Annotated in this window: 24 protein-coding genes and 1 tRNA gene; all 25 read right to left on the bottom strand. The window is 44.2% G+C overall.

The genetic code is table 11. The features are described from left to right. Positions 1-15: 15 nt before the first annotated feature. Positions 16-882 (bottom strand): heptaprenyl diphosphate synthase component 1, encoded by an 867-nt coding sequence (locus tag GC098_RS11970; protein WP_171643388.1) that lies wholly within the window; start codon positions 880-882, stop codon positions 16-18. 96 nt (positions 883-978) lie between these two features. Beyond that, positions 979-1,512, bottom strand: a complete 534-nt coding sequence (locus tag GC098_RS11975) for a hypothetical protein (protein ID WP_171643389.1) — start codon at positions 1,510-1,512, stop codon at positions 979-981. Between the two features lie 123 nt (positions 1,513-1,635). After that, positions 1,636-1,884 carry a trp RNA-binding attenuation protein MtrB gene (gene mtrB / locus GC098_RS11980; RefSeq protein WP_171643390.1) on the bottom strand — a complete coding sequence of 83 codons (249 nt, stop codon included), beginning with the start codon at positions 1,882-1,884 and terminating at the stop codon, positions 1,636-1,638. Between the two features lie 78 nt (positions 1,885-1,962). Further along, the gene (locus GC098_RS11985; protein WP_246358567.1) at positions 1,963-2,889 is read right to left on the bottom strand and encodes a phosphatase PAP2 family protein; all 927 of its coding nucleotides are present in this window, start codon (positions 2,887-2,889) and stop codon (positions 1,963-1,965) included. 96 nt (positions 2,890-2,985) lie between these two features. Further along, a tRNA-Pro gene (locus GC098_RS11990) sits at positions 2,986-3,059 on the bottom strand. Positions 3,060-3,213: 154 nt separating this feature from the next. Continuing rightward, a complete protein-coding gene (gene hbs / locus GC098_RS11995; RefSeq protein WP_029193008.1) occupies positions 3,214-3,486 on the bottom strand; it encodes a non-specific DNA-binding protein Hbs in 273 nt (90 codons plus the stop codon). Positions 3,487-3,732: 246 nt separating this feature from the next. Beyond that, the gene (gene spoIVA, locus GC098_RS12000) at positions 3,733-5,211 is read right to left on the bottom strand and encodes a stage IV sporulation protein A (RefSeq protein ID WP_056614411.1); all 1,479 of its coding nucleotides are present in this window, start codon (positions 5,209-5,211) and stop codon (positions 3,733-3,735) included. Positions 5,212-5,515: 304 nt separating this feature from the next. Beyond that, positions 5,516-6,265, bottom strand: coding sequence for a YphF family lipoprotein (locus tag GC098_RS12005; protein ID WP_312880071.1), 750 nt, complete (start codon positions 6,263-6,265; stop codon positions 5,516-5,518). Positions 6,266-6,287: 22 nt separating this feature from the next. Next, positions 6,288-6,635, bottom strand: a complete 348-nt coding sequence (locus tag GC098_RS12010; RefSeq protein ID WP_171643391.1) for a 2Fe-2S iron-sulfur cluster-binding protein — start codon at positions 6,633-6,635, stop codon at positions 6,288-6,290. A gap of 30 nt (positions 6,636-6,665) precedes the next feature. Further along, positions 6,666-7,253 (bottom strand): nucleotidyltransferase family protein, encoded by a 588-nt coding sequence (locus GC098_RS12015; RefSeq protein ID WP_216625245.1) that lies wholly within the window; start codon positions 7,251-7,253, stop codon positions 6,666-6,668. 27 nt (positions 7,254-7,280) lie between these two features. Beyond that, complete coding sequence (locus GC098_RS12020) at positions 7,281-7,574, bottom strand: 2Fe-2S iron-sulfur cluster-binding protein (protein ID WP_171643393.1); 294 nt, start codon at positions 7,572-7,574, stop codon at positions 7,281-7,283. A 21-nt stretch (positions 7,575-7,595) separates the two neighbouring features. Continuing rightward, positions 7,596-7,775 carry a DUF2768 family protein gene (locus GC098_RS12025; protein WP_047674167.1) on the bottom strand — a complete coding sequence of 60 codons (180 nt, stop codon included), beginning with the start codon at positions 7,773-7,775 and terminating at the stop codon, positions 7,596-7,598. Positions 7,776-7,878: 103 nt separating this feature from the next. Next, the gene (locus GC098_RS12030; RefSeq protein ID WP_171643394.1) at positions 7,879-8,160 is read right to left on the bottom strand and encodes a stage VI sporulation protein F; all 282 of its coding nucleotides are present in this window, start codon (positions 8,158-8,160) and stop codon (positions 7,879-7,881) included. Positions 8,161-8,237: 77 nt separating this feature from the next. Beyond that, complete coding sequence (locus GC098_RS12035; RefSeq protein WP_171643395.1) at positions 8,238-9,281, bottom strand: NAD(P)H-dependent glycerol-3-phosphate dehydrogenase; 1,044 nt, start codon at positions 9,279-9,281, stop codon at positions 8,238-8,240. 124 nt (positions 9,282-9,405) lie between these two features. Further along, a complete protein-coding gene (plsY, locus tag GC098_RS12040; RefSeq protein WP_171643396.1) occupies positions 9,406-10,008 on the bottom strand; it encodes a glycerol-3-phosphate 1-O-acyltransferase PlsY in 603 nt (200 codons plus the stop codon). A gap of 13 nt (positions 10,009-10,021) precedes the next feature. Then, on the bottom strand, positions 10,022-11,347 hold the full coding sequence (der, locus tag GC098_RS12045; RefSeq protein ID WP_171643397.1) for a ribosome biogenesis GTPase Der: 1,326 nt from the start codon (positions 11,345-11,347) through the stop codon (positions 10,022-10,024). Positions 11,348-11,478: 131 nt separating this feature from the next. Continuing rightward, a complete protein-coding gene (locus tag GC098_RS12050; RefSeq protein WP_171643398.1) occupies positions 11,479-11,658 on the bottom strand; it encodes a capping complex subunit for YIEGIA in 180 nt (59 codons plus the stop codon). Positions 11,659-11,664: 6 nt separating this feature from the next. Further along, positions 11,665-12,570 carry a YIEGIA family protein gene (locus GC098_RS12055; protein ID WP_171643399.1) on the bottom strand — a complete coding sequence of 302 codons (906 nt, stop codon included), beginning with the start codon at positions 12,568-12,570 and terminating at the stop codon, positions 11,665-11,667. Next, the gene (locus tag GC098_RS12060) at positions 12,570-13,196 is read right to left on the bottom strand and encodes a YphA family membrane protein (RefSeq protein WP_171643400.1); all 627 of its coding nucleotides are present in this window, start codon (positions 13,194-13,196) and stop codon (positions 12,570-12,572) included. Before GC098_RS12060 ends, GC098_RS12055 begins: the two co-directional genes overlap by 1 nt. A gap of 129 nt (positions 13,197-13,325) precedes the next feature. After that, the gene (fni, locus tag GC098_RS12065) at positions 13,326-14,384 is read right to left on the bottom strand and encodes a type 2 isopentenyl-diphosphate Delta-isomerase (protein ID WP_171643401.1); all 1,059 of its coding nucleotides are present in this window, start codon (positions 14,382-14,384) and stop codon (positions 13,326-13,328) included. A 29-nt stretch (positions 14,385-14,413) separates the two neighbouring features. Then, positions 14,414-15,718, bottom strand: coding sequence for a 30S ribosomal protein S1 (gene rpsA, locus GC098_RS12070; protein WP_171643402.1), 1,305 nt, complete (start codon positions 15,716-15,718; stop codon positions 14,414-14,416). Between the two features lie 151 nt (positions 15,719-15,869). Beyond that, complete coding sequence (locus GC098_RS12075) at positions 15,870-16,451, bottom strand: lysophospholipid acyltransferase family protein (protein ID WP_171643403.1); 582 nt, start codon at positions 16,449-16,451, stop codon at positions 15,870-15,872. 1 nt (position 16,452) lies between these two features. Continuing rightward, positions 16,453-17,136 carry a (d)CMP kinase gene (cmk, locus tag GC098_RS12080; protein WP_171643404.1) on the bottom strand — a complete coding sequence of 228 codons (684 nt, stop codon included), beginning with the start codon at positions 17,134-17,136 and terminating at the stop codon, positions 16,453-16,455. Positions 17,137-17,275: 139 nt separating this feature from the next. Beyond that, a complete protein-coding gene (locus tag GC098_RS12085; RefSeq protein ID WP_171643405.1) occupies positions 17,276-17,500 on the bottom strand; it encodes a hypothetical protein in 225 nt (74 codons plus the stop codon). Between the two features lie 69 nt (positions 17,501-17,569). Continuing rightward, positions 17,570-18,232: a flagellar brake protein gene (locus tag GC098_RS12090; protein ID WP_312880072.1), complete on the bottom strand. Its 663-nt coding sequence runs from the start codon at positions 18,230-18,232 to the stop codon at positions 17,570-17,572. Positions 18,233-18,289: the final 57 nt, after the last annotated feature.

The following is an 18,289-nucleotide window of genomic DNA, read 5'->3' on the forward strand; positions in this document are numbered from 1 at the left end:
ATCTTTGATGTCACCTCAAATTTCTTCTAGCACTTTGGGCTGCTTTGCTGAGAATCGAAGAAACGGCTCTCCAATGTGAAACAGTTCACTTATTAGTTTATCCGATTCAAGCTGCTGTACTTTGGACTTTAGTTGCTTGGTGTGGGAGTCCAGCATCTGATAAAGCTGCGAAGTAATATTATATTTATGAATGAGTGTACGAAGTCTGGCTTGATCGGATTCTTCCGCATGCAGCTGCTTCCGTTCTTCTTTCGTACCATGCTGCAGAATATGCCAGAATCCCCAGCTGTCTCTGAAATTCACCGCAGATTCGACGCGGAAAATTTCTTCAAATATAACCTCACACCTTGCATAACTTCTCAGAATATCAGGCCATGCTTGATCATAGACCTCAGACATAAATTCAGAGAAAGACAAAAACAGCTGAGATTTAATTTCCACGGTTAGGTGGATGTAATCTTCTGCCGTCAATTTCAATTGCTTCATTTTCATGTAAATGTTCATCTTGAGACGGTTGACTTCACAAATTGCATTTGACAACTGTTTAATCATCTCGATCTGGCCTGCCTGAGCAAGGAGATTGTAAAATCGGGAACTGAAATAATCCCCAGCAAGAACTTTTAGCTGCCTTGATCTTGCCGCCTTTTTCTCTTTGATCTCATTGGAAGCTGTAACCAAATCATGGGTATCGAGCGCTAGTTGAACAAGCGACGTAGCTAGCGTATACAACTCGCTTGAAGAACTTAACTTACTGTTTCCGTTCAAGAATGCAAACAACAGACGTGTGCGAAGCTCCGGGAAATCGGGCAAGTCCGTGTGAATTTGAATCATATCATACTCTGTGTATTGCTTAGCGATCTCTGGGATCCGATAAGAATTCATGCAAAAGCCTCCGTAACCGTGTGCCAAATCATTTATGTTCAAAACATGCTCAATTCAAGTCATTATATCATAACACGTACATAGAAGCACAATTAATTATAAGGGATATCTTTGCTGCCATTTAGAGGTGTATGTGATACGAAAACGGTTTTGTAATTGCTGCTCAAGTTGAATAAGGCTGAGTTCATTCGCATTCTTCTCCATATCCTTCCCATTTTCACGCTGTGCAACCATCGCCAGCACAAGCTGTGTAGAAGTTGAATCTGTAACACCCGAATAATCAATGACACGAACCCATATTTGATTTACATTTTTCGTTTTCGTGATCATCGTTTGTGCGATTGTGTACAAATCTCGGTAGACGGCTGCAGAATCCGCGTTTTTCGGTAAGCTCAAATCAAGCGACATGCGGGAGTTGCTCAGCTCGACTTTGCGAATCCGCAGCTGAAGTGGCACTTGCACCAGTAAATCTACCATATTATTATCTGTGAGCTCCCCTGCGCGATTGCTTGACCAATTATAAGGCGAGCCTAACCCCGTGGATCGATCCATCTTTGGAAGTAAAGATAAACAAACGACCATAATAATAGATAGACCTAACGTCATCACAATACGCATCGACCACTTCATCGAACATGCACCTCCTACACTTTGCAAGCACAAAACGAATTGACTAAGCTTTCGATTGTTCCAAGCCCTATACACCATTCTACAAAGAAAAAAAGCAGGCTATGCCTGCTTTAAAAATTATAATTATTCTTCTGTGTCAATCGTACCGTACTTGGTCATAATAAGCGCCTTGCCTCTAACCTTTACTGCGGATGTATGCTCTGTGAACTGTGCAATCATGACTTCGCCCTTGTCCAGCTTTTCTGTATGATGAAAGCGAGTATCTTGACCACGAGTTAGACCGATAACATGTACACCATTATCCTTGGCTTTAACAACGAAATATTCATTGCCGTTCGTATTCGGATTATTTGATTTATTCGATTGTTCCATTTCCATCCTCCGTTCTTGCCCTAAACTACAATCCTATACTTCATCATGCCAAAAAAAGCATCGGGAAGTCAACCAGCCTCAAACTGTTAGTTCATTGGATGCTGTTTTCGTTCCTTTTTGGTAAAATTTCTTAAATGTGGTTGGCAGCATGTTTTTGGATCCTAAGCGAATGAGAAAATCAGATAGCTTGACTGTGCCATAAGCAAATAGCATACCAGCGAATACATCAATCAGCCAATGAATTTGTAAGTACAGGGTAGAGAAAATGATTGCCGCGCAGTATGTGACCATCATCGTTTTGAAAATACGGTCCTTTTCTCGCAGGGCCAGAAGAAGCATAGCAAAAGAGATAGATGTATGCATACTAGGGAAACAGTTCATTGTAGCGACAAGTAAAGAATTTTCATCCGCAAAAACTCGGTGTAATAAATCAGGCTGCTTATTCACATACCAAACTTCACGTAACAAAATTAAATTGTAAAAAGGCAAAATAAGTGGGAATTGCAGCATGTGACCCGATAATGCATAAGAAAGCATCTTTTTGATACTGCGTGTCCAGAAGCTCCGCACAATACAGATCCACAAAGATAAAACAAAGCCGTAATTATAAATCCAAACCATCGCTTTATCTAGAAAAGGAGATGCAATCCATCTCGCCCATCCGCCCGTATTCAACGGAATTGCGTTCATATAATCATCCCAATGCCACGGATGTCTGTTATTTTCAAACATCCAATTGGCGACTCTCCACCAGAAACCATTTCCCGTCCCGTAGAAGTAATAAAATACTCCAAGTAATGGAATACCAAATAGGAAGAATCGTTTCCAATCCACGTCAACCTGGTCTTTGCGGACACCTAGCAAACATATTAACAACAGGATCCAACATTCCTTACTCCAGTTCCCGACCGTACCGATGCGCCAAACCAAGTAAATAGAAGCGATAATGCCAAACATCGTCCAATCTTGCGATTTCACGAGCGCGTTCAGTTTCAACTTATACAAGACCGTTCCCCCTAAATCTTCTAAGAAGTTCTATCTGTTTTGGAACAAGCCTCTTCATGAGAAAAAGACATCGGACTTTCGATGTCTTTTTCATAATCGGAGTAACACGATTCGAACGTGCGACCTCACCCACCCCAAGGGTGCGCGCTACCAGGCTGCGCCATACCCCGTTTGTAGCTTAGGTTTACTTATTCACTTTTGTAATTATAGTAGGAGATTTTGGAATTGTAAAGGCATTTTCTATTAGCAATAAAGAAAGCCGCGACAGCTATTAGCGGTCACGGCTTTGTTGTTATATAACGTTCAATAGTATGTAAAACGCGATTATTGAATGCCATCTTTAAGTGCTTTACCAGGTTTGAAAGCTGGAATTTTGCTTGCTGGAATTTCGATCTCATCACCAGTCTGTGGATTACGTCCTTTACGAGCAGAACGTTCACGAACTTCAAAGTTACCGAATCCAACTAGTTGTACTTTATCTCCGCCTTGCAGCGCTTCGGAAATTGCATCAAAAACAGCATCAACTGCTTTAGTTGCATCTTTCTTGGAAAGCTCAGAGGTTTCAGCAACCTTGTTAATCAATTCAGATTTATTCATGCCATTCACCTCCCCCCAAGATTTCTCACTTCCGTTACTTCCTGTTTTCACCGTTTCTTCAGAAAATATACATTATCCATTGAAAAATCGTTGATTTTCTTAGTAAAAATGAACTTCGAAAGCAGACGAATAAATTTATAGTAATACACTCCGACAGCAATTTCAAGTATCGCTTTCCAATTTATGTGGGTATTTTGGCTATTAAACGACAAAAAACACTCTTTTGAGTGTTTTTTGTCTACATATTTACAAAATTATTGCAATTAAACCGCCAGATCCTTCGTTAATAATTCGGCCAAGCGTCTCTTGCAGTTTATAACGAGCATTGTCCGGCATCTGGGCAAGTTTCCCTTGAATCCCCTCACGAACAATCGAATGAAGCGATCTTCCGAATATATCGGACTCCCAAATTTTAAGCGGATTATCTTCGAAATCCTGCATGAGATAGCGGACAAGTTCTTCACTTTGCTTCTCCGTACCGATAATCGGTGAGAATTCCGACTCTACATCCACACGAATCATATGAATAGAAGGCGCTGTAGCCCGTAAACGGACACCGAACCTAGATCCTTGACGGATTAACTCCGGCTCATCCAAAGCCATCTCAGCGAGCGTCGGAGGCGCTATGCCGTAGCCTGTCGTTTTCACCATTTCGAGCGCCTCGGCGAATTGATCATATTCTCGTTTCGCATGCGTGAAATCCTGCATTAACTGAAGCAGATGATCTTTGCCGCGAATTTCTACCCCGACAACTTCGACCAGAATGCGGTCGTATAACTCATCGGGCGCAAACAGGTCGATCTCCGCTACACCTTGCCCCATATTAAGTCCAGCCAAAGCGGCTTTATCAATGAACTCATATTCGGCGAATTGACTGACGACACGATCAACGTCGCGCAAACGTCTAATATCTTGAACCGTATCACGTACGGAAGCTTCGAATTGAGTCCGCAGCCAATGATTCTCGTCCAGAACCATCACCCAGCTTGGTAAGTTCACGTTCACTTCATGAACAGGGAACTCGTAGAGCACTTCACGCAGCACAGAGACCATTTCTTCTTCGCCTGCGCTCGCTACACTCATCGTCACAACTGGGACGTCGTAGCGGCTTTGCAGCTCGCTTCGCAGCTCAAGCGCAGGTTCACTATTCGGTTTCTGTGAATTAATGATGACAATGAAAGGTTTGCCTACTTCTTTCAGCTCATTAATGACTCTTTCCTCTGCCAACACGTACGAAGACCTCGGAATATCAGAAATCGTACCATCGGTAGTTACAACAACACCGAGTGTCGAATGTTCCTGAATGACCTTACGTGTTCCAATTTCAGCTGCTTCCTGGAATGGAATCGGTTCATCGAACCAAGGTGTATTGATCATCCGCGGTCCGTTCTCGTCTTCATAGCCTTTGGCGCCATCGACTGCGTAACCTACACAATCAACAAGGCGAACATTCACATTCAGCCCTTCGGCCACCGAAATTTGGACCGCCGTATTCGGTACGAATTTCGGCTCCGTTGTCATAATCGTGCGGCCAGCAGCGCTCTGCGGGAGTTCATCGGTAGCCCGGATCCTATCCGCTTCACTTTGAATGTTTGGAAGCACTACAGATTCCACAAAACGCTTAATAAAGGTTGATTTTCCTGTCCGGACTGCTCCAACAACCCCCAGGTAAATGTCCCCTCCCGTTCGTTCTGCAATGTCCTTAAAGATATCCACTTTCTCCAAGAGAATCCCTCCTACAGTTTGGTCGTCAACTGACTCTTGTGACGGTAACAATTGACTACTCGTACATTCATTTGGACTAGTAAGAAATATATGTACTTTCGATAGAAATATGATAGATGCGTATAATCTTTTTTTGCCGCTCATATTTTATGAAGCACATACGGCTTTCCTTATAGAACCATATTTAGTGGACCTTTGACACTAGATCAAAGTCTCACCACATTGAAAAAATATATGATTGACTTGTATGGGTTATTCTGAAAATCCAAAAAAACCTCTTACAGATTTCTGTAAGAGGTCGCGTCTATTGTTTAATCTGAGGCATAGGCTGATTATTTTGCCATAAATACGGGTAGCTGCGTATAGGCACGAAATACGATTTATTCACGAGAATCTCTCGCAAATCCTGATCGGACTTCAATGTGCCTTCTAACGAATTGCTTTGGATTAGCTGCATAATGTCCATCGCATAATCAATCGCTACATCACCCGTTTGCTTGTTCACCAAATAGGATATGAAATTTTTGCGATTGTAAACGGACTTGATCTCGGGAGATTTCATGCCAAGCTTATCAAAATCAACATAATTAAAAGCTTCATTAATAGCAATGCCCGGAGGCAGGTTACCATCATGCTTCACCTTATAATCATTGATCTTTTTCTGGACATCCTCCACACTTTGATAAGCAGATAAATCCATCAACTTAACCACTGGCTTTGTTTCCACATCGACCAGCACGTAGATAAAAATGCCGCCGCTTTCGAACGCGTTTGCCGGAACTGTACTCAACAGATTGGTTTTTTTTAATTTGCCAAAATCAATCACGTATTTCTCATAGAGGGGCGTTGTCATATCACTATTCTTGATCGGAAGAACGCCGTTCTTTTCGTGGTAGAGATCAATGGCCTGCTGAACAACAGTAATGAACTCAGCTGGGTTAATTTGATTCTCTTTACGCATTTCCTTCGGGTAAGCACAACCACTGAGCAGCAGGACTATACAAAGAGTGATACATACCCATCTACCATGTAAAAGGTTTCGAGCTATTTTCACGACACAATCATCCTATCTTTTTCTAAAATAAATCGTCTTCCTGTGCCTGCCTCGCAAGTTGAGCACGTATGGCGGCCTTAAGAGGATCTTCTGGCACCGTTACCTGTACAGAGCCAATCACACGGGCCTGACAAGCAAGTCGATATCCCTCGTCAACCTGGGTGCCAAGCTTTAACCGTTCATTCACATTCATAGGTGCAAGACCACTAGGATCACTAACCTTCACCTTACACATAAGGCAAGCCGCCTTGCCATCGCAACGGGTACGTATGTGAACTTTAGCTTTTCGCCCTGCATCTAGCAAGGTCGTTCCTGGTCGAACACTTATTTTTTTGTCATCGGGCCAAAAATGCACTTCTGATCCATTCATCGCGTCCACCTTCTGATAGGCAATCTCCTGCTATTTGCTTGAATCTATCAACCGCTCCAGTTTCCGCTCAAACTCGCTTCCCCATCGATTTCTTTGCATTAAATCGCTTAACGCCTGCATATGCAGCTCTGGAAAAGCTTTCATGGTTTTCGCAATAGCCTCATAGCGATCAGGACGATTGCGAAGCAAATTAAAGAGGAGTTCATGGGCTAACGGCATCATTTTAACTTCCTGTTCGTTGATCGTGACCGAATGGCTATGATTTTCCCAAAGAAACGAAGCTTCCACCTGGTACAAAGAATGCAGGGCATTAACCCTGAAATCACCAACGACTTCCACGGCATTTCCATCGATAAGATAATGACTTAGGATTGAAGCATAGATGGGGGTTTCACTATATATCGGTGCATCCACCGAATAATCTACTAAGGAAGTATGTACAGCAGTTACATCGTTGTCATCTACATAGATGTCCAGATCTCTTGGACTTCTTCCAATATCTACGTTTTGTAAAAGCAGTCCGCAGCTTCCACCGATGAGCCATCGTACGTCTGGAACTTGCATTAATTGTGTATGGATGGTTGTAATCGTTGGTAGTAACGGCTCCAGCAGGACCAAGATGCCCACACCTTTCAGGCAGAAATTTTAGAAATAAGGCTTATGTGTAGCGGAAATATTTCCGGATTGCTTCACTACACACTGGCAAGCTAACCGATAGCCCTGCTCGATCTCCTCAGGCTCCAAACGGCTCTCTTCTTCATCCGAAGGCAATGACAGCAGTTCCCGGCCTGATGCAACATAACAACGACATCTGGCGCAAGTACCTCGTGTACACGAAAATCCCCAATCCAAATCTTCTTTGAGCGCGTGGTCCAGAATCGTTAATCCGGTAACCGGCTCTATCGTTTTCTGCGTTTTGCGTGTTTTTAATTCTAACATCGATATCTCGCCTCCAGGTTGCTAAAACAAAGATAGCAGCATGTAAAGTAAAATCGGAATAAAGAGGAAAAAAGCAATAACTGATAACACAACACGAAGAACTCCTGTGGTTCGAGTCCTTGCGTAAGAAATTAATAATGACGCGACTACCATGAGTCCGATCGCCACGAATGATGCCCACATTTTGTCTAAACTTGACATAATCTTAACTCCTTATGTATGAAACATTCAAATTGATCACCAGTAAGTATAGCATAGGATGAGAAAAAAAGCATAAAGGGGAACGATGTCCCCTTCATGCTTTTTATTTCTTACCCATCATCATGTTCATTAATTGCTGCATATTGTTGGAATCCAGTTTACTGCTTTTGACCGCTTGAACGATATCATTGATGGTTTCTTCGGATACCTTCACGTTCACTAAACCAGAAACTTGTTTGATTAGTTGGCGAAGTTGAACTTCACTTTGCAGGGTAGAAGGTTTCACACCGCTGGCCAGTTTCTCAATATCTTTAGCTGTTACGGATTTACCCGTTTTCTTTTTCACCACATTTAATACGTCTTTCGAAATATCCTTATTCGACAAATGTGCCGCCTCCCTATACCTTTGGATGACTGGATCTTCTAAGGTATAATATGAATGCGGATAGGATGTGGTGTAGGCTACTTCAATACATTTGTTACTGAGCCGCTGGCAACCTCTTCAATCTCATGGGTTCTGACGCGCCCCATCAGATCTTGTGCAGCTAGCTGAGGCGACTTCCCATCGAAGAGTACGTTGTATAACTCGTCTGTAATCGGCATGGTAACGTCAAATCTCCGGGACAACTCATAGGCAGCTTTCGTAGTCTTCACGCCTTCTACGACCATCCCCATCTCTTCAAGAACCTCGCCCAGGGGGATACCATTTGCTAATTTATTGCCAGCACGCCAATTCCTACTATGCTGACTCGTACAAGTCACGATCAGATCGCCAATCCCTGCTAAGCCGGAAAATGTAAGCGGATTAGCTCCCATTGCCGTGCCTAGACGAGCAATCTCGGCCAAACCTCTCGTCATTAGAGCAGCCTTTGCATTATCACCAAAGCCTAGACCATCTGTCAGACCTGCACCTAGCGCAATAATATTCTTAAGCGCCCCTCCAACCTCAACACCGGCAACATCCGGATTCGTATAGACGCGGAAGTAAGAATTAATCAGTAAATCCTGTGCGGCTTCAGCCGCTTCCAGGTCCTGGGCAGCGACTACGACAGTCGTCGGACATTTACGAATAACTTCCTCGGCATGACTTGGCCCGGAAAGTACGACGAGGCGCTTGGGATCTATTTCTGGAAGCTCATCAGTAAGAACCTCTGTCATACGCTTTAGTGTTCCCGTTTCAAAGCCTTTGGTCGCATGAACCACTAAAGTATCCTTCTTCAAAAAAGGGCGCATACGTGACGCTACTTCGCGCATGCCAGATGAAGGTACGACCATAATGATCGCATCTGCATCCTCTACAGCTTCCTGCAGCGAGTTTGTCGCTACGATTAACGGTGATAGCTCCACATCTTGAAGAAAGCGGCTGTTCCGATGCTTCTCATTTATTTCTTTAACCTGATCTTCATTCCGAGACCATAAAAGCACTTGTTTCCCATTATCCGCCAGTACCGAGGCAAGTGCCGTCCCCCAACTTCCAGCGACTAGGACCGATACTTTGTTTGACAAGGTTACCCCTCCTAAGAGTTTTGCTTTAGCAAAACTGGCTTCGTAAGCTTTACTGAGTTTTCATAGAAAACTTGCTTCGTACGAATTGCTGAGTTTTCGTAGAAAAATTGCATCGTGAGATTAGCTAAGCCCTTTTCTGACCCAGCTTGTTCTCTTTACCTTGAATAAGCTTCACAATATTCGTGCGATGACGCATAAAGGCAAATGCACACAGCAAAATGCTAATCCACAAAATTGGCAAAGGTCGGTCCATCCCCCAAATTAGAAAAGGTAAAAGTGCAGTTAGAATAAGGGAACCGAGCGATACGAATCTAGTGACCGCAATGATGACGATAGCTGTTAACCCAGCAATTAACGTTGGAATGAAGCAAAGCGTGGCCATAACACCGATGGTGGTTGCGATACCTTTACCACCTCGGAAGCCGAAGTAAACAGGCCAATTATGCCCGACGATGGCTGCGAGCCCACATAATACACGAATCCAGATGTCATCGGGTCCGGGAGCTGCCCATGTTCCAATCCACACAGCAGCAACTCCCTTCAAGGCATCAAGCAAGAGAACTAAGATGGCAGGTCCTTTACCCAGAACACGGAGCGTATTTGTCGCTCCCGCATTGCCACTCCCGTGTTTGCGGATATCAATGCCTTTGAACCATTTTCCGAATAAATAACTAAAGCTTATGGAGCCTAATAAATAACCCGCTACAATTGTTATTATCGAAAGCAATGCACAACATCTCCTATTCTTTGTCCGATGATTTCCTACGGCTTAAGATACGAATCGGGGTTCCTTCAAATCCGAAGGCAGCACGAATCTTGTTATCCAAGTACCGTTCATATGAAAAGTGCATGAGCTCAGGCTCATTCACGAAGAGCACAAAGACAGGAGGCTTAACTGCTACTTGTGTCACATAGTTAATACGTAGGCGTTTACCTTTATCCGTAGGAGGCGGATTGTAGGCTACAGCATCCGAAACAACATCATTGAGAAGATGTGTTTGTACACGAAGAGCATGATTCTCAGCAACTTGAACAATGACAGGCAACAGCTTGTGCAAGCGCTGCGTCGTTTTGGCTGAAACAAACACAATTGGAGCATAGCTTAGGAACAAGAAATGATCTCGTATGGTTTGTGTAAAATGCTGCATCGTTTTATCATCTTTATCGACGATATCCCATTTATTTACGACAATCACTATCGCTTTTCCTGCTTCATGCGCATAACCGGCAATATGCTTGTCCTGATCGATAATGCCCTCTTGACCGTCGATAACGACGAGCACAACATCAGCACGTTCAATCGCTTTCATCGCACGCATGACGCTATATTTTTCCGTGTTCTCGTAGACTTTACCTCGCTTACGCATTCCCGCCGTATCAATAATAACAAACTTTTGGCCATCCCGTTCAAATGGGGTATCGATCGCATCGCGTGTCGTTCCTGCCACGTCACTTACGATGACCCTTTCTTCTCCAAGAATGGCATTCGTCATTGAAGATTTCCCGACATTCGGGCGACCGATCAACGCAAATTTCACAACTTCCTCGCCGTATTCATCATCTTTTTTGTCAGGGAAAAGTGTACAAACGGCTTCAAGCAAATCTCCGATTCCGATACCGTGAGAGCCTGAGATTCCGATTGGATCACCGAACCCAAGAGAGTAAAATTCATAAATATCATCTTGACGCGCAAGGTTATCTACTTTGTTAACAGCAAGTACGATCGGCTTTTTGGAACGGAATAACAATTGGGCAACTTCTTCATCCGAAGGTGTTACGCCAGCTTTGGCATCCACCATAAAAACAATGACATCTGCCTCTTCAATAGCAAGCTCCGCTTGAATACGAACAGATTTGAGGATCGCATCCTCCCCATCAATTTCAATACCGCCTGTATCAATGACACTGAATGACGTATTGAGCCATTCTCCTACGCCATATAATCGATCACGTGTAACCCCAGGTTTATCTTCCACAATCGCAAGACGATCGCCTACGATCCGATTGAAAATGGTGGACTTGCCGACATTTGGTCGGCCAACAATTGCAAGTACAGGTCTAGCCACTACTCATTCACTCCTTCGAATTCCATGATCAGCCATGGAAAAATACGCAACTTACATCATAACAAAAAAGACACGACTTGGCTAATCTCATTTGAGACACCGCAAGTTATCATGCGGGCACACCAGCTATTTCAGGTATGCTTGACCAAAATCATCGTGCCATTTTTCAAATCGTGAGCATTAGCATCCAATATCTTTTCTAGAGAGAAAGAGACCTTTTGAAGCTCATCTTCCTTATCCACAACGAAGATTGGAGCACCTCCGCCTATTCGTTCCTTCGTCAAGGTTACAATAGCAAGGATTTGCGACATCCTGATTTAGGCCTCCTTCTTTTTGTTTACACCCGCTTCAGACGGCATACGAACTGCACTTTCCAACACGGGCACCCGATGAAGAGCAATATTCGTTTTCTCTACATCTTTCTCCTGCAGGAGGAGCAGAACGGCTAATGTGCCAGTATTCAAATCGAGCTTAGCCATCGGACGCAATGAAGGCTCTCCTTCATCTCGATAAGCACCAAACAGGGTTGAAATATCATGAAGAATAGCTTGTCTTTGGCCTAAATGAGCTAACGTTACGCGGGCATTGCGATTTTTGGGTTTAATTAAGAATCCTAGCCCGTGTTCAAGTATTTTGTCACGGGTGTCTGTGAGCCCAACGTTCATGATATAAACCGAGCCGACGAACAGATCCGGTCCATCCATCCGAATATCGGCAGGTTCAATGTCTGCAATTTTCGCTAGATTGTTACCTGATTTAAAGTAGTTAGCAATCCAAATGGACACAATCCCGGCAACGATCCCCCAATACCAAGCAAACAAAATACTGAATAATGAAGCAAGAAATGCTGAGAAAATAACAAGATAATTTCTTCCCTCAAACACCATTGCTATCCCTTCAATATATGCCGCTCCTCTTGGAACTAACTCTAATTCATCGACCTTGGATAGACTTTGTCTTTCCATATTGCGCACATCACGAAACTGTTGGGCAGCAAGCGACAAGAAAGTAACCGCCGTATAATTCTTGTCCAGCAAAGCAGGGACAGCCACGGCTCCTAGTGCTGCTGCGATGACACCAAGGGAGATATGTATAATCTTACCATGAGGATAGGTTGGATATTGCCTGTAGTCCGTTCTTAGCATATTCAGACGTGCCAGAATGCCAAAAACAACCCCCACGACAATACCTATCGTATAACGGTGCGAATAGAACCAATCCATTACTTCTTCCAGCCTCCTCTTCGGTCCATCCAGCTGCGAATGATACTTCGACAGCCATTATAAGCGGATTGAAGGATGATGGTCATCGTTCTTGCCGCAAAAACAGATAGCCACCATTGGTCTTGAAAAGTCGCCTTACCGACATAATGATAGCCATCTACTGGATGAATTCCCGCCTGATACATATCTCCTAGTAAGTAGCCAATCGATAGTGCTGCGATCTGCTCCCATGCGCTGCGCTGTAAAACGAGAGCTACAACGGCAAGCAATAAGGCCGTATCCCATTCCGAGTTACGAACGATAAGTATGGGGTCCATCTCAAGCAGCTGCTGCAACAAGAAATGAAGGGAACCTAATAATAGGCCGATGGAAAGTAAATGAAGCTTATGTATGAATCCTTTTGTCTTATAGAGAATACCCAGACTGATGAGCAGAACACAGACATAAACGAGCCCCACTTGAACATGCTGGATTGTTACGGTAAATCTTGAAAAAACAATCCATGAGACAAAAAAAAGAAGCATGCCCTTGTGCGATATACTTCTGATGTACAGTTCTTTCCATCCGCTGGCGAATAAGATCAACGTGATACAAAGGAGAATTAGAGACAAATAACCGGAGTTCATAATTGGACCACCCTACCATGCATAGGCGATCAGGTGACACACGCCACCGACCTGCCTGCGGATCTTCAGGCTTCCACTCCAACTTGACGAGGGAAGCACCGCCTGATCTTTAGTATGGCAATATTTCAATTATTTACTCCGACTGGCTCTTTCTGCATATGAAGTTAAGTTAATTCCTCTAGCCCGGCACCATTCTGCCGTTTCGCCCATAATGACAACTGGACAATTTCCCAATGCCTGAATCGTATTAGCGCCTAGCGCTGTCATAATAAGAATAAGTCCTTGATGAAGTTCATCAGCAAAATGGTGGAGTGCATCGACTCCCTCGCTGCGCAAAACCCTCAAGAATGCGCCAGCCATGCCGACCGCTGAAGCACCAAGGGTTAGCGCTTTAGCCGCTTCCAAAGCGTTCGTAATACCGCCAGAGGCAATAACTCCGCCTCGGGGATAAACCGAGAGTGCCTCTAACAAAGCAATGCTCGTTGGAGTGCCCCAATCGTTCAACCACTCCAAAGCCGCTGGACGTCTGGCATTCTCAATGGCAGCGAAATTCGTGCCACCCGAACCGCCGACATCCAAAAAGCGGACGCCGATGTTCTGCAATTGTTTGGCGTTATCCTTTAGGATACCAAAGCCAACTTCCTTCACGATGACAGGTACCTGTACATGCCGAACAATAGCTTCAATGCGGCTGAGCATGCCCACAAAGCTGCGATCCCCTTCCGGCATAATGAGCTCCTGCATGACATTCAAATGAATTTGAAGCGCATTCGCTTCAATCATATCGACGGCACGGACCGCTTGCTCGGTGGTCGCCTCGCTGCCCAAATTCGCGAACACGATCCCTTTGGGATTTTCGCGGCGAACAACTTGATAACTCGAAGCAACCTCACTGTTTTTAATTGCTGACATCTGGGAACCAACGGCCATAGCCATGCCCTTTTCCCTTGCCAAGATGGCCAAATCGCGATTAATACTTTCCGTCTCCTGAGCGCCGCCCGTCATTGCATTAATCAAAATCGGCGAACTCATAATGAGATCGCCGATTTCTGTAGTTAATGCTATATGATCCGTCGAAGTCTCAGGTAGACAGTTATGCACAAGCTTGATATCCGACAGCCCTTGCTGCCGTGATTGGCCAAGCTCCAGCGCGTAATGGACATGCTCCATTTTGCGTGAAATGCGCATCCTTATGCTCCCCCTAAGCGTCGTATCATTTACTTTTTAAATTTGGAAAGTTTATCGCCAAAACGCTCGCCAAGTGTCATGGACAGACCTTGATTGCTCAAGGACACGTTCTCATTACCAGCAATCTCTTTTTGGTGACTTGCGCTGTTTCCGCGGTCACGATCGCCTCTTGGTTGTCTTTCTCTGTCTGGTTTAGAAGCAGACGGAGCCGCTGCACCAGCCGGAGCTTCTGGAGCTTCCTCTGTATCTTTAATGCTTAAGCTAACGCGTTTCTCAGCCGTATTGATTTCCAAGATTTTCACTTGAACTTCTTGGCCTTCTTTCAATACTTCATGTGGAGTACCGATGTGACGGTGTGCAATTTGGGAAATATGCACAAGACCTTCAACACCAGGAGCCACTTCAACGAATGCACCGAAAGCTGCAAGACGTTTAACTGTACCTGTTACGATATCGCCTGCTTTGAATTCACGATCCACATTGGACCAAGGACCTTCTTGCGTTGCTTTGATGCTCAAGCTGATTTTATCATTGGAAGGATCAAGCTTAAGGATTTGCACCTTCACTTTATCGCCTTCTTTGACTACATCAGAAGCTTGTTCTACATGGTGCCAAGCTAACTCGGAGATGTGTACAAGACCGTCGATACCGCCGATATCAATAAACGCACCGAATTGTGTCAAGCGTTGAACAGTACCTTCTAGTACTTGACCCACTTGAAGACCCTCGATGATTTTCTTTTTGTTAGCTTCGAATTCTTCATCTAGAACATCTTTTTGAGACAAGATCACTTTGTTTTTCTCGCGATCGATTTCTTTCACACGAAGACGCAATGTGCGGCCTTTGTAAGAGGAGAAATCTTCAACGAATTGACGCTCAACCATGGAAGCAGGTACGAAACCACGTACGCCGATATCCACAACAAGTCCGCCTTTTACAACTTCAGCTACAGTAGCTTCAATGATTTCTTTGCTATCCAACTGACCTTGTAGTGACTCCCATACTTTGCTGTTGTCAACAACACGTTTGGAAAGAACCAATGTTTCTTTCGCATCATTGATTGAAACAACTTTCAATTCAACTTCTTGTCCAAGTAGTGTTGCTTCTGCATCGGAAGAAAGCTCACGAACTGGGATAACACCATCGTATTTGTAACCGATATCCACGAAGGCTTGATCTGCGTCTACCTTAACGATTTTACCTTTAACGGTAGCGCCTTTCTTCAGCACAGCAACGTTGTTAAGAGCGTGCTCAGCTTCTGCTTGCGATACGGCTGTTTCTTGTGCTTCTTGTACTTCTTGCGTTTGATCTTCAACTTTTACTTCATCTGACATGGGATTACCCTCCTCTAATTACAACCAACAATAAATAATTTATAAGTCACAAAGCAGTATTGTAAGCTTCTACTCTGTTTCAAACAAAACAATAACTTCCATTCGCTTTACAGATAGTATAATTCCAAGCTTTCGATTCCATACATTCTTGTTAACCTTTGCTATAAGCAGTATGTAATCGGCGAATTTCTTTCATAATAGCTTCCGTTGCCTGCTCCAAATCCTCGGAGCTTGCACCAGCAAATGGGCTTAGGTCAAGCGGCTTTCCATACACAATCGTCATGCGGCGGAATAAGGAATAATTGCCTATAATAGCCACAGGAACTACGGCAGCTCCAGATTTCAATGCAAGACTGGCTGCGCCCTTCTTGCCCATCCCCCCGGCGTTGTTCCGTGATCCTTCTGGGAAAACACCCAACATGTTACCATCGCGAAGCAATTGTACCGCGAGACGGATCGATTCTCTGCTAACACCACCGCGTTTCACAGGGAAAGCACCGACTCTAGAAATGATGGAACCCAACACAGGGATATCAAACAGCTCGGCCTTCGCCATGAAATGAACCATACGCTTAAGCGGAGTTCCTAACAATGGCGGATCCAATAAGCTGGTATGATTTCCGCAAAGTACGACTGCTCCATGTGTAGGGACATTCTCCATACCTAGGGCTCGCAAACGGAAAAACAAGATAAACATAAAACGAAATAAGGCCCTGCCGATGCGATAAAGCATCTTATTTGCCACCTCCGACTTTGTCTTTGCAAAGCCCAAGGATTTCGTCCACAACTTCCTCGATGGTCATTGAAGTACTGTCCATTAAAACAGCATCATGAGCTCGTCTTAGCGGTGAAATCTCTCTATCCTGATCCAGTTGATCGCGACGAGCGATGTCCTGTTCGAGTTCGGAGAGCGTTAGGGTGCAAGTCCCGCTGTTTTGCATCTCTTTGAATCGACGCTCTGCTCTTTCCTTTACGCTAGCTGTCAGAAAAACTTTGATTTCAGCATCTGGCATAACATGAGTACCGATGTCGCGGCCATCCATGACTACGCCTTTGGATATAGCCATTTGCTTCTGAAGTGTAACCAGGAGCTGGCGTATAGCTCCGTAGCTAGCGATTTGGGAGACATGATCCGTTATGGCAGTCGTACGGATTTCTTTGGTCACATCGACGCCATCTACGATAACCTGTTGTCCTTCTTCGCGAGGAATGAGCTCAATCTGCATGCGATTCGCCAAGGCAGCCACTTCTTGTTCTTGATCAGGTAGCAGCCCTTCTTGCTGTACTTTCCAGGTTACTGCCCGATACATGGCTCCTGTATCCACGTAAACGAATCCAAGTGCACCAGCAACTAGCCGTGCAATGGTGCTTTTACCGGCTCCAGCAGGACCATCTATGGCAATATTGAACTTTTCCAAGCTGCTGTTCCTCCTAACAATACCTCACAGTACCTTACGAACAAAAAAGCAGGCACTGCCTGCTAATTAATTGAAATTATAGCACATTAAATAGGCATATGCAAAACATGGACGTATATTGGATTGCGTTTAGATGTGGCTAAGAGCGCTCTCCATTCCCATTTTGAGGCCATACATAGGGCTTTCCCTCTAGTGGTTCAACACGGGTAAAATGCTTACGTATGTAGGGAATTTGAAGCATCGCTTGAACACAAATAAGTAAAACGAAAAATACGAGCGTTGTCCGAATGATCACCTTCTCTACCTTCGCAGAAAAGAGGATAAACAGCTGCTCGTATGACTTTTGCTCCTGATCTCTTGACATGAGATGCCCCACCTGCTCACATTGACATATTGCTTGGTAGTATGCCCATGCAGGTGAAATCTCATGCGTTTATCGCTTACGGAAATCCATTTGTCGCTCGAAGCAAAAGCGAATTAATTTCTGACGTTCACGATCGGCTATATCAATAAATCTAATCATTGCCAATTGCTTGCCAGTCTCGAGCTGTTTAACGCGGACAACCTCGCCAGTAAACGGAATATGCTCAATATTACCATTCTTGTAGGGTACAAGTACCCAACAAGAAATACTGGCATTCATTCCGATTGGGATATGTCCCTCACAGATAAACGAAATCCCGCCACCGCCGACATCTTCTGTCACGCCAATGAATTGAATTTGATCTGACAATTTAACGGCAATTTCAAGTTCAGCCAGAACCCTTAGAAAACTTCTCCGTTGAACTTGCGTAATGGCTTCTGGCTCTGGTTTACGCAGTTCCACTAAGCGAATCACATCATCTCTGAAGCCTGTAACCGAAGTTGTGAAATAGTGTTTTACTCCACCTTGACCTAAATAGAATGTGCTTAACTCATCACCTTGATAAAGCTTCTTGAGTCGGCCTGTTTTCTCATTCAGAGGGATCTCAATGGCAATCACACTATCCGTAACGTCAGCTATTCGCGACTTGTACTCAATTTTGGACTCTTCATCGTCGATGCTATTCACTTGCATATGTAATATCTGGTTGACTTTAGGAAGCAATTTCTGCACCTCCGAGACGTAATATATTTTAATTATACCAATGACCTATTAATTATGATAGCAAAA

The sequence above is a fragment of the Paenibacillus phytorum genome, from assembly GCF_013141715.1.
In the GTDB taxonomy this organism is placed as follows: Bacteria; Bacillota; Bacilli; order Paenibacillales; family NBRC-103111; genus Paenibacillus_E; species Paenibacillus_E phytorum.

Excerpts from the sequence above, each read along its gene's own strand:
- GC098_RS11970 (WP_171643388.1), bottom strand. The coding sequence starts at position 882 with ATGAATTCTTATCGGATCCCAGAGATCGCTAAGCAATACACAGAGTAT.
- GC098_RS11975 (WP_171643389.1), bottom strand. The coding sequence starts at position 1,512 with ATGAAGTGGTCGATGCGTATTGTGATGACGTTAGGTCTATCTATTATT.
- mtrB (WP_171643390.1), bottom strand. The coding sequence starts at position 1,884 with ATGGAACAATCGAATAAATCAAATAATCCGAATACGAACGGCAATGAA.
- hbs (WP_029193008.1), bottom strand. The coding sequence starts at position 3,486 with ATGAATAAATCTGAATTGATTAACAAGGTTGCTGAAACCTCTGAGCTT.
- GC098_RS12010 (WP_171643391.1), bottom strand. The coding sequence starts at position 6,635 with ATGAATGGATCAGAAGTGCATTTTTGGCCCGATGACAAAAAAATAAGT.
- GC098_RS12020 (WP_171643393.1), bottom strand. The coding sequence starts at position 7,574 with ATGTTAGAATTAAAAACACGCAAAACGCAGAAAACGATAGAGCCGGTT.
- GC098_RS12025 (WP_047674167.1), bottom strand. The coding sequence starts at position 7,775 with ATGTCAAGTTTAGACAAAATGTGGGCATCATTCGTGGCGATCGGACTC.
- GC098_RS12050 (WP_171643398.1), bottom strand. The coding sequence starts at position 11,658 with ATGTCGCAAATCCTTGCTATTGTAACCTTGACGAAGGAACGAATAGGC.
- GC098_RS12055 (WP_171643399.1), bottom strand. The coding sequence starts at position 12,570 with ATGGATTGGTTCTATTCGCACCGTTATACGATAGGTATTGTCGTGGGG.
- GC098_RS12060 (WP_171643400.1), bottom strand. The coding sequence starts at position 13,196 with ATGAACTCCGGTTATTTGTCTCTAATTCTCCTTTGTATCACGTTGATC.
- fni (WP_171643401.1), bottom strand. The coding sequence starts at position 14,384 with ATGCGCATTTCACGCAAAATGGAGCATGTCCATTACGCGCTGGAGCTT.
- rpsA (WP_171643402.1), bottom strand. The coding sequence starts at position 15,718 with ATGTCAGATGAAGTAAAAGTTGAAGATCAAACGCAAGAAGTACAAGAA.
- GC098_RS12075 (WP_171643403.1), bottom strand. The coding sequence starts at position 16,451 with ATGCTTTATCGCATCGGCAGGGCCTTATTTCGTTTTATGTTTATCTTG.
- GC098_RS12085 (WP_171643405.1), bottom strand. The coding sequence starts at position 17,500 with ATGTCAAGAGATCAGGAGCAAAAGTCATACGAGCAGCTGTTTATCCTC.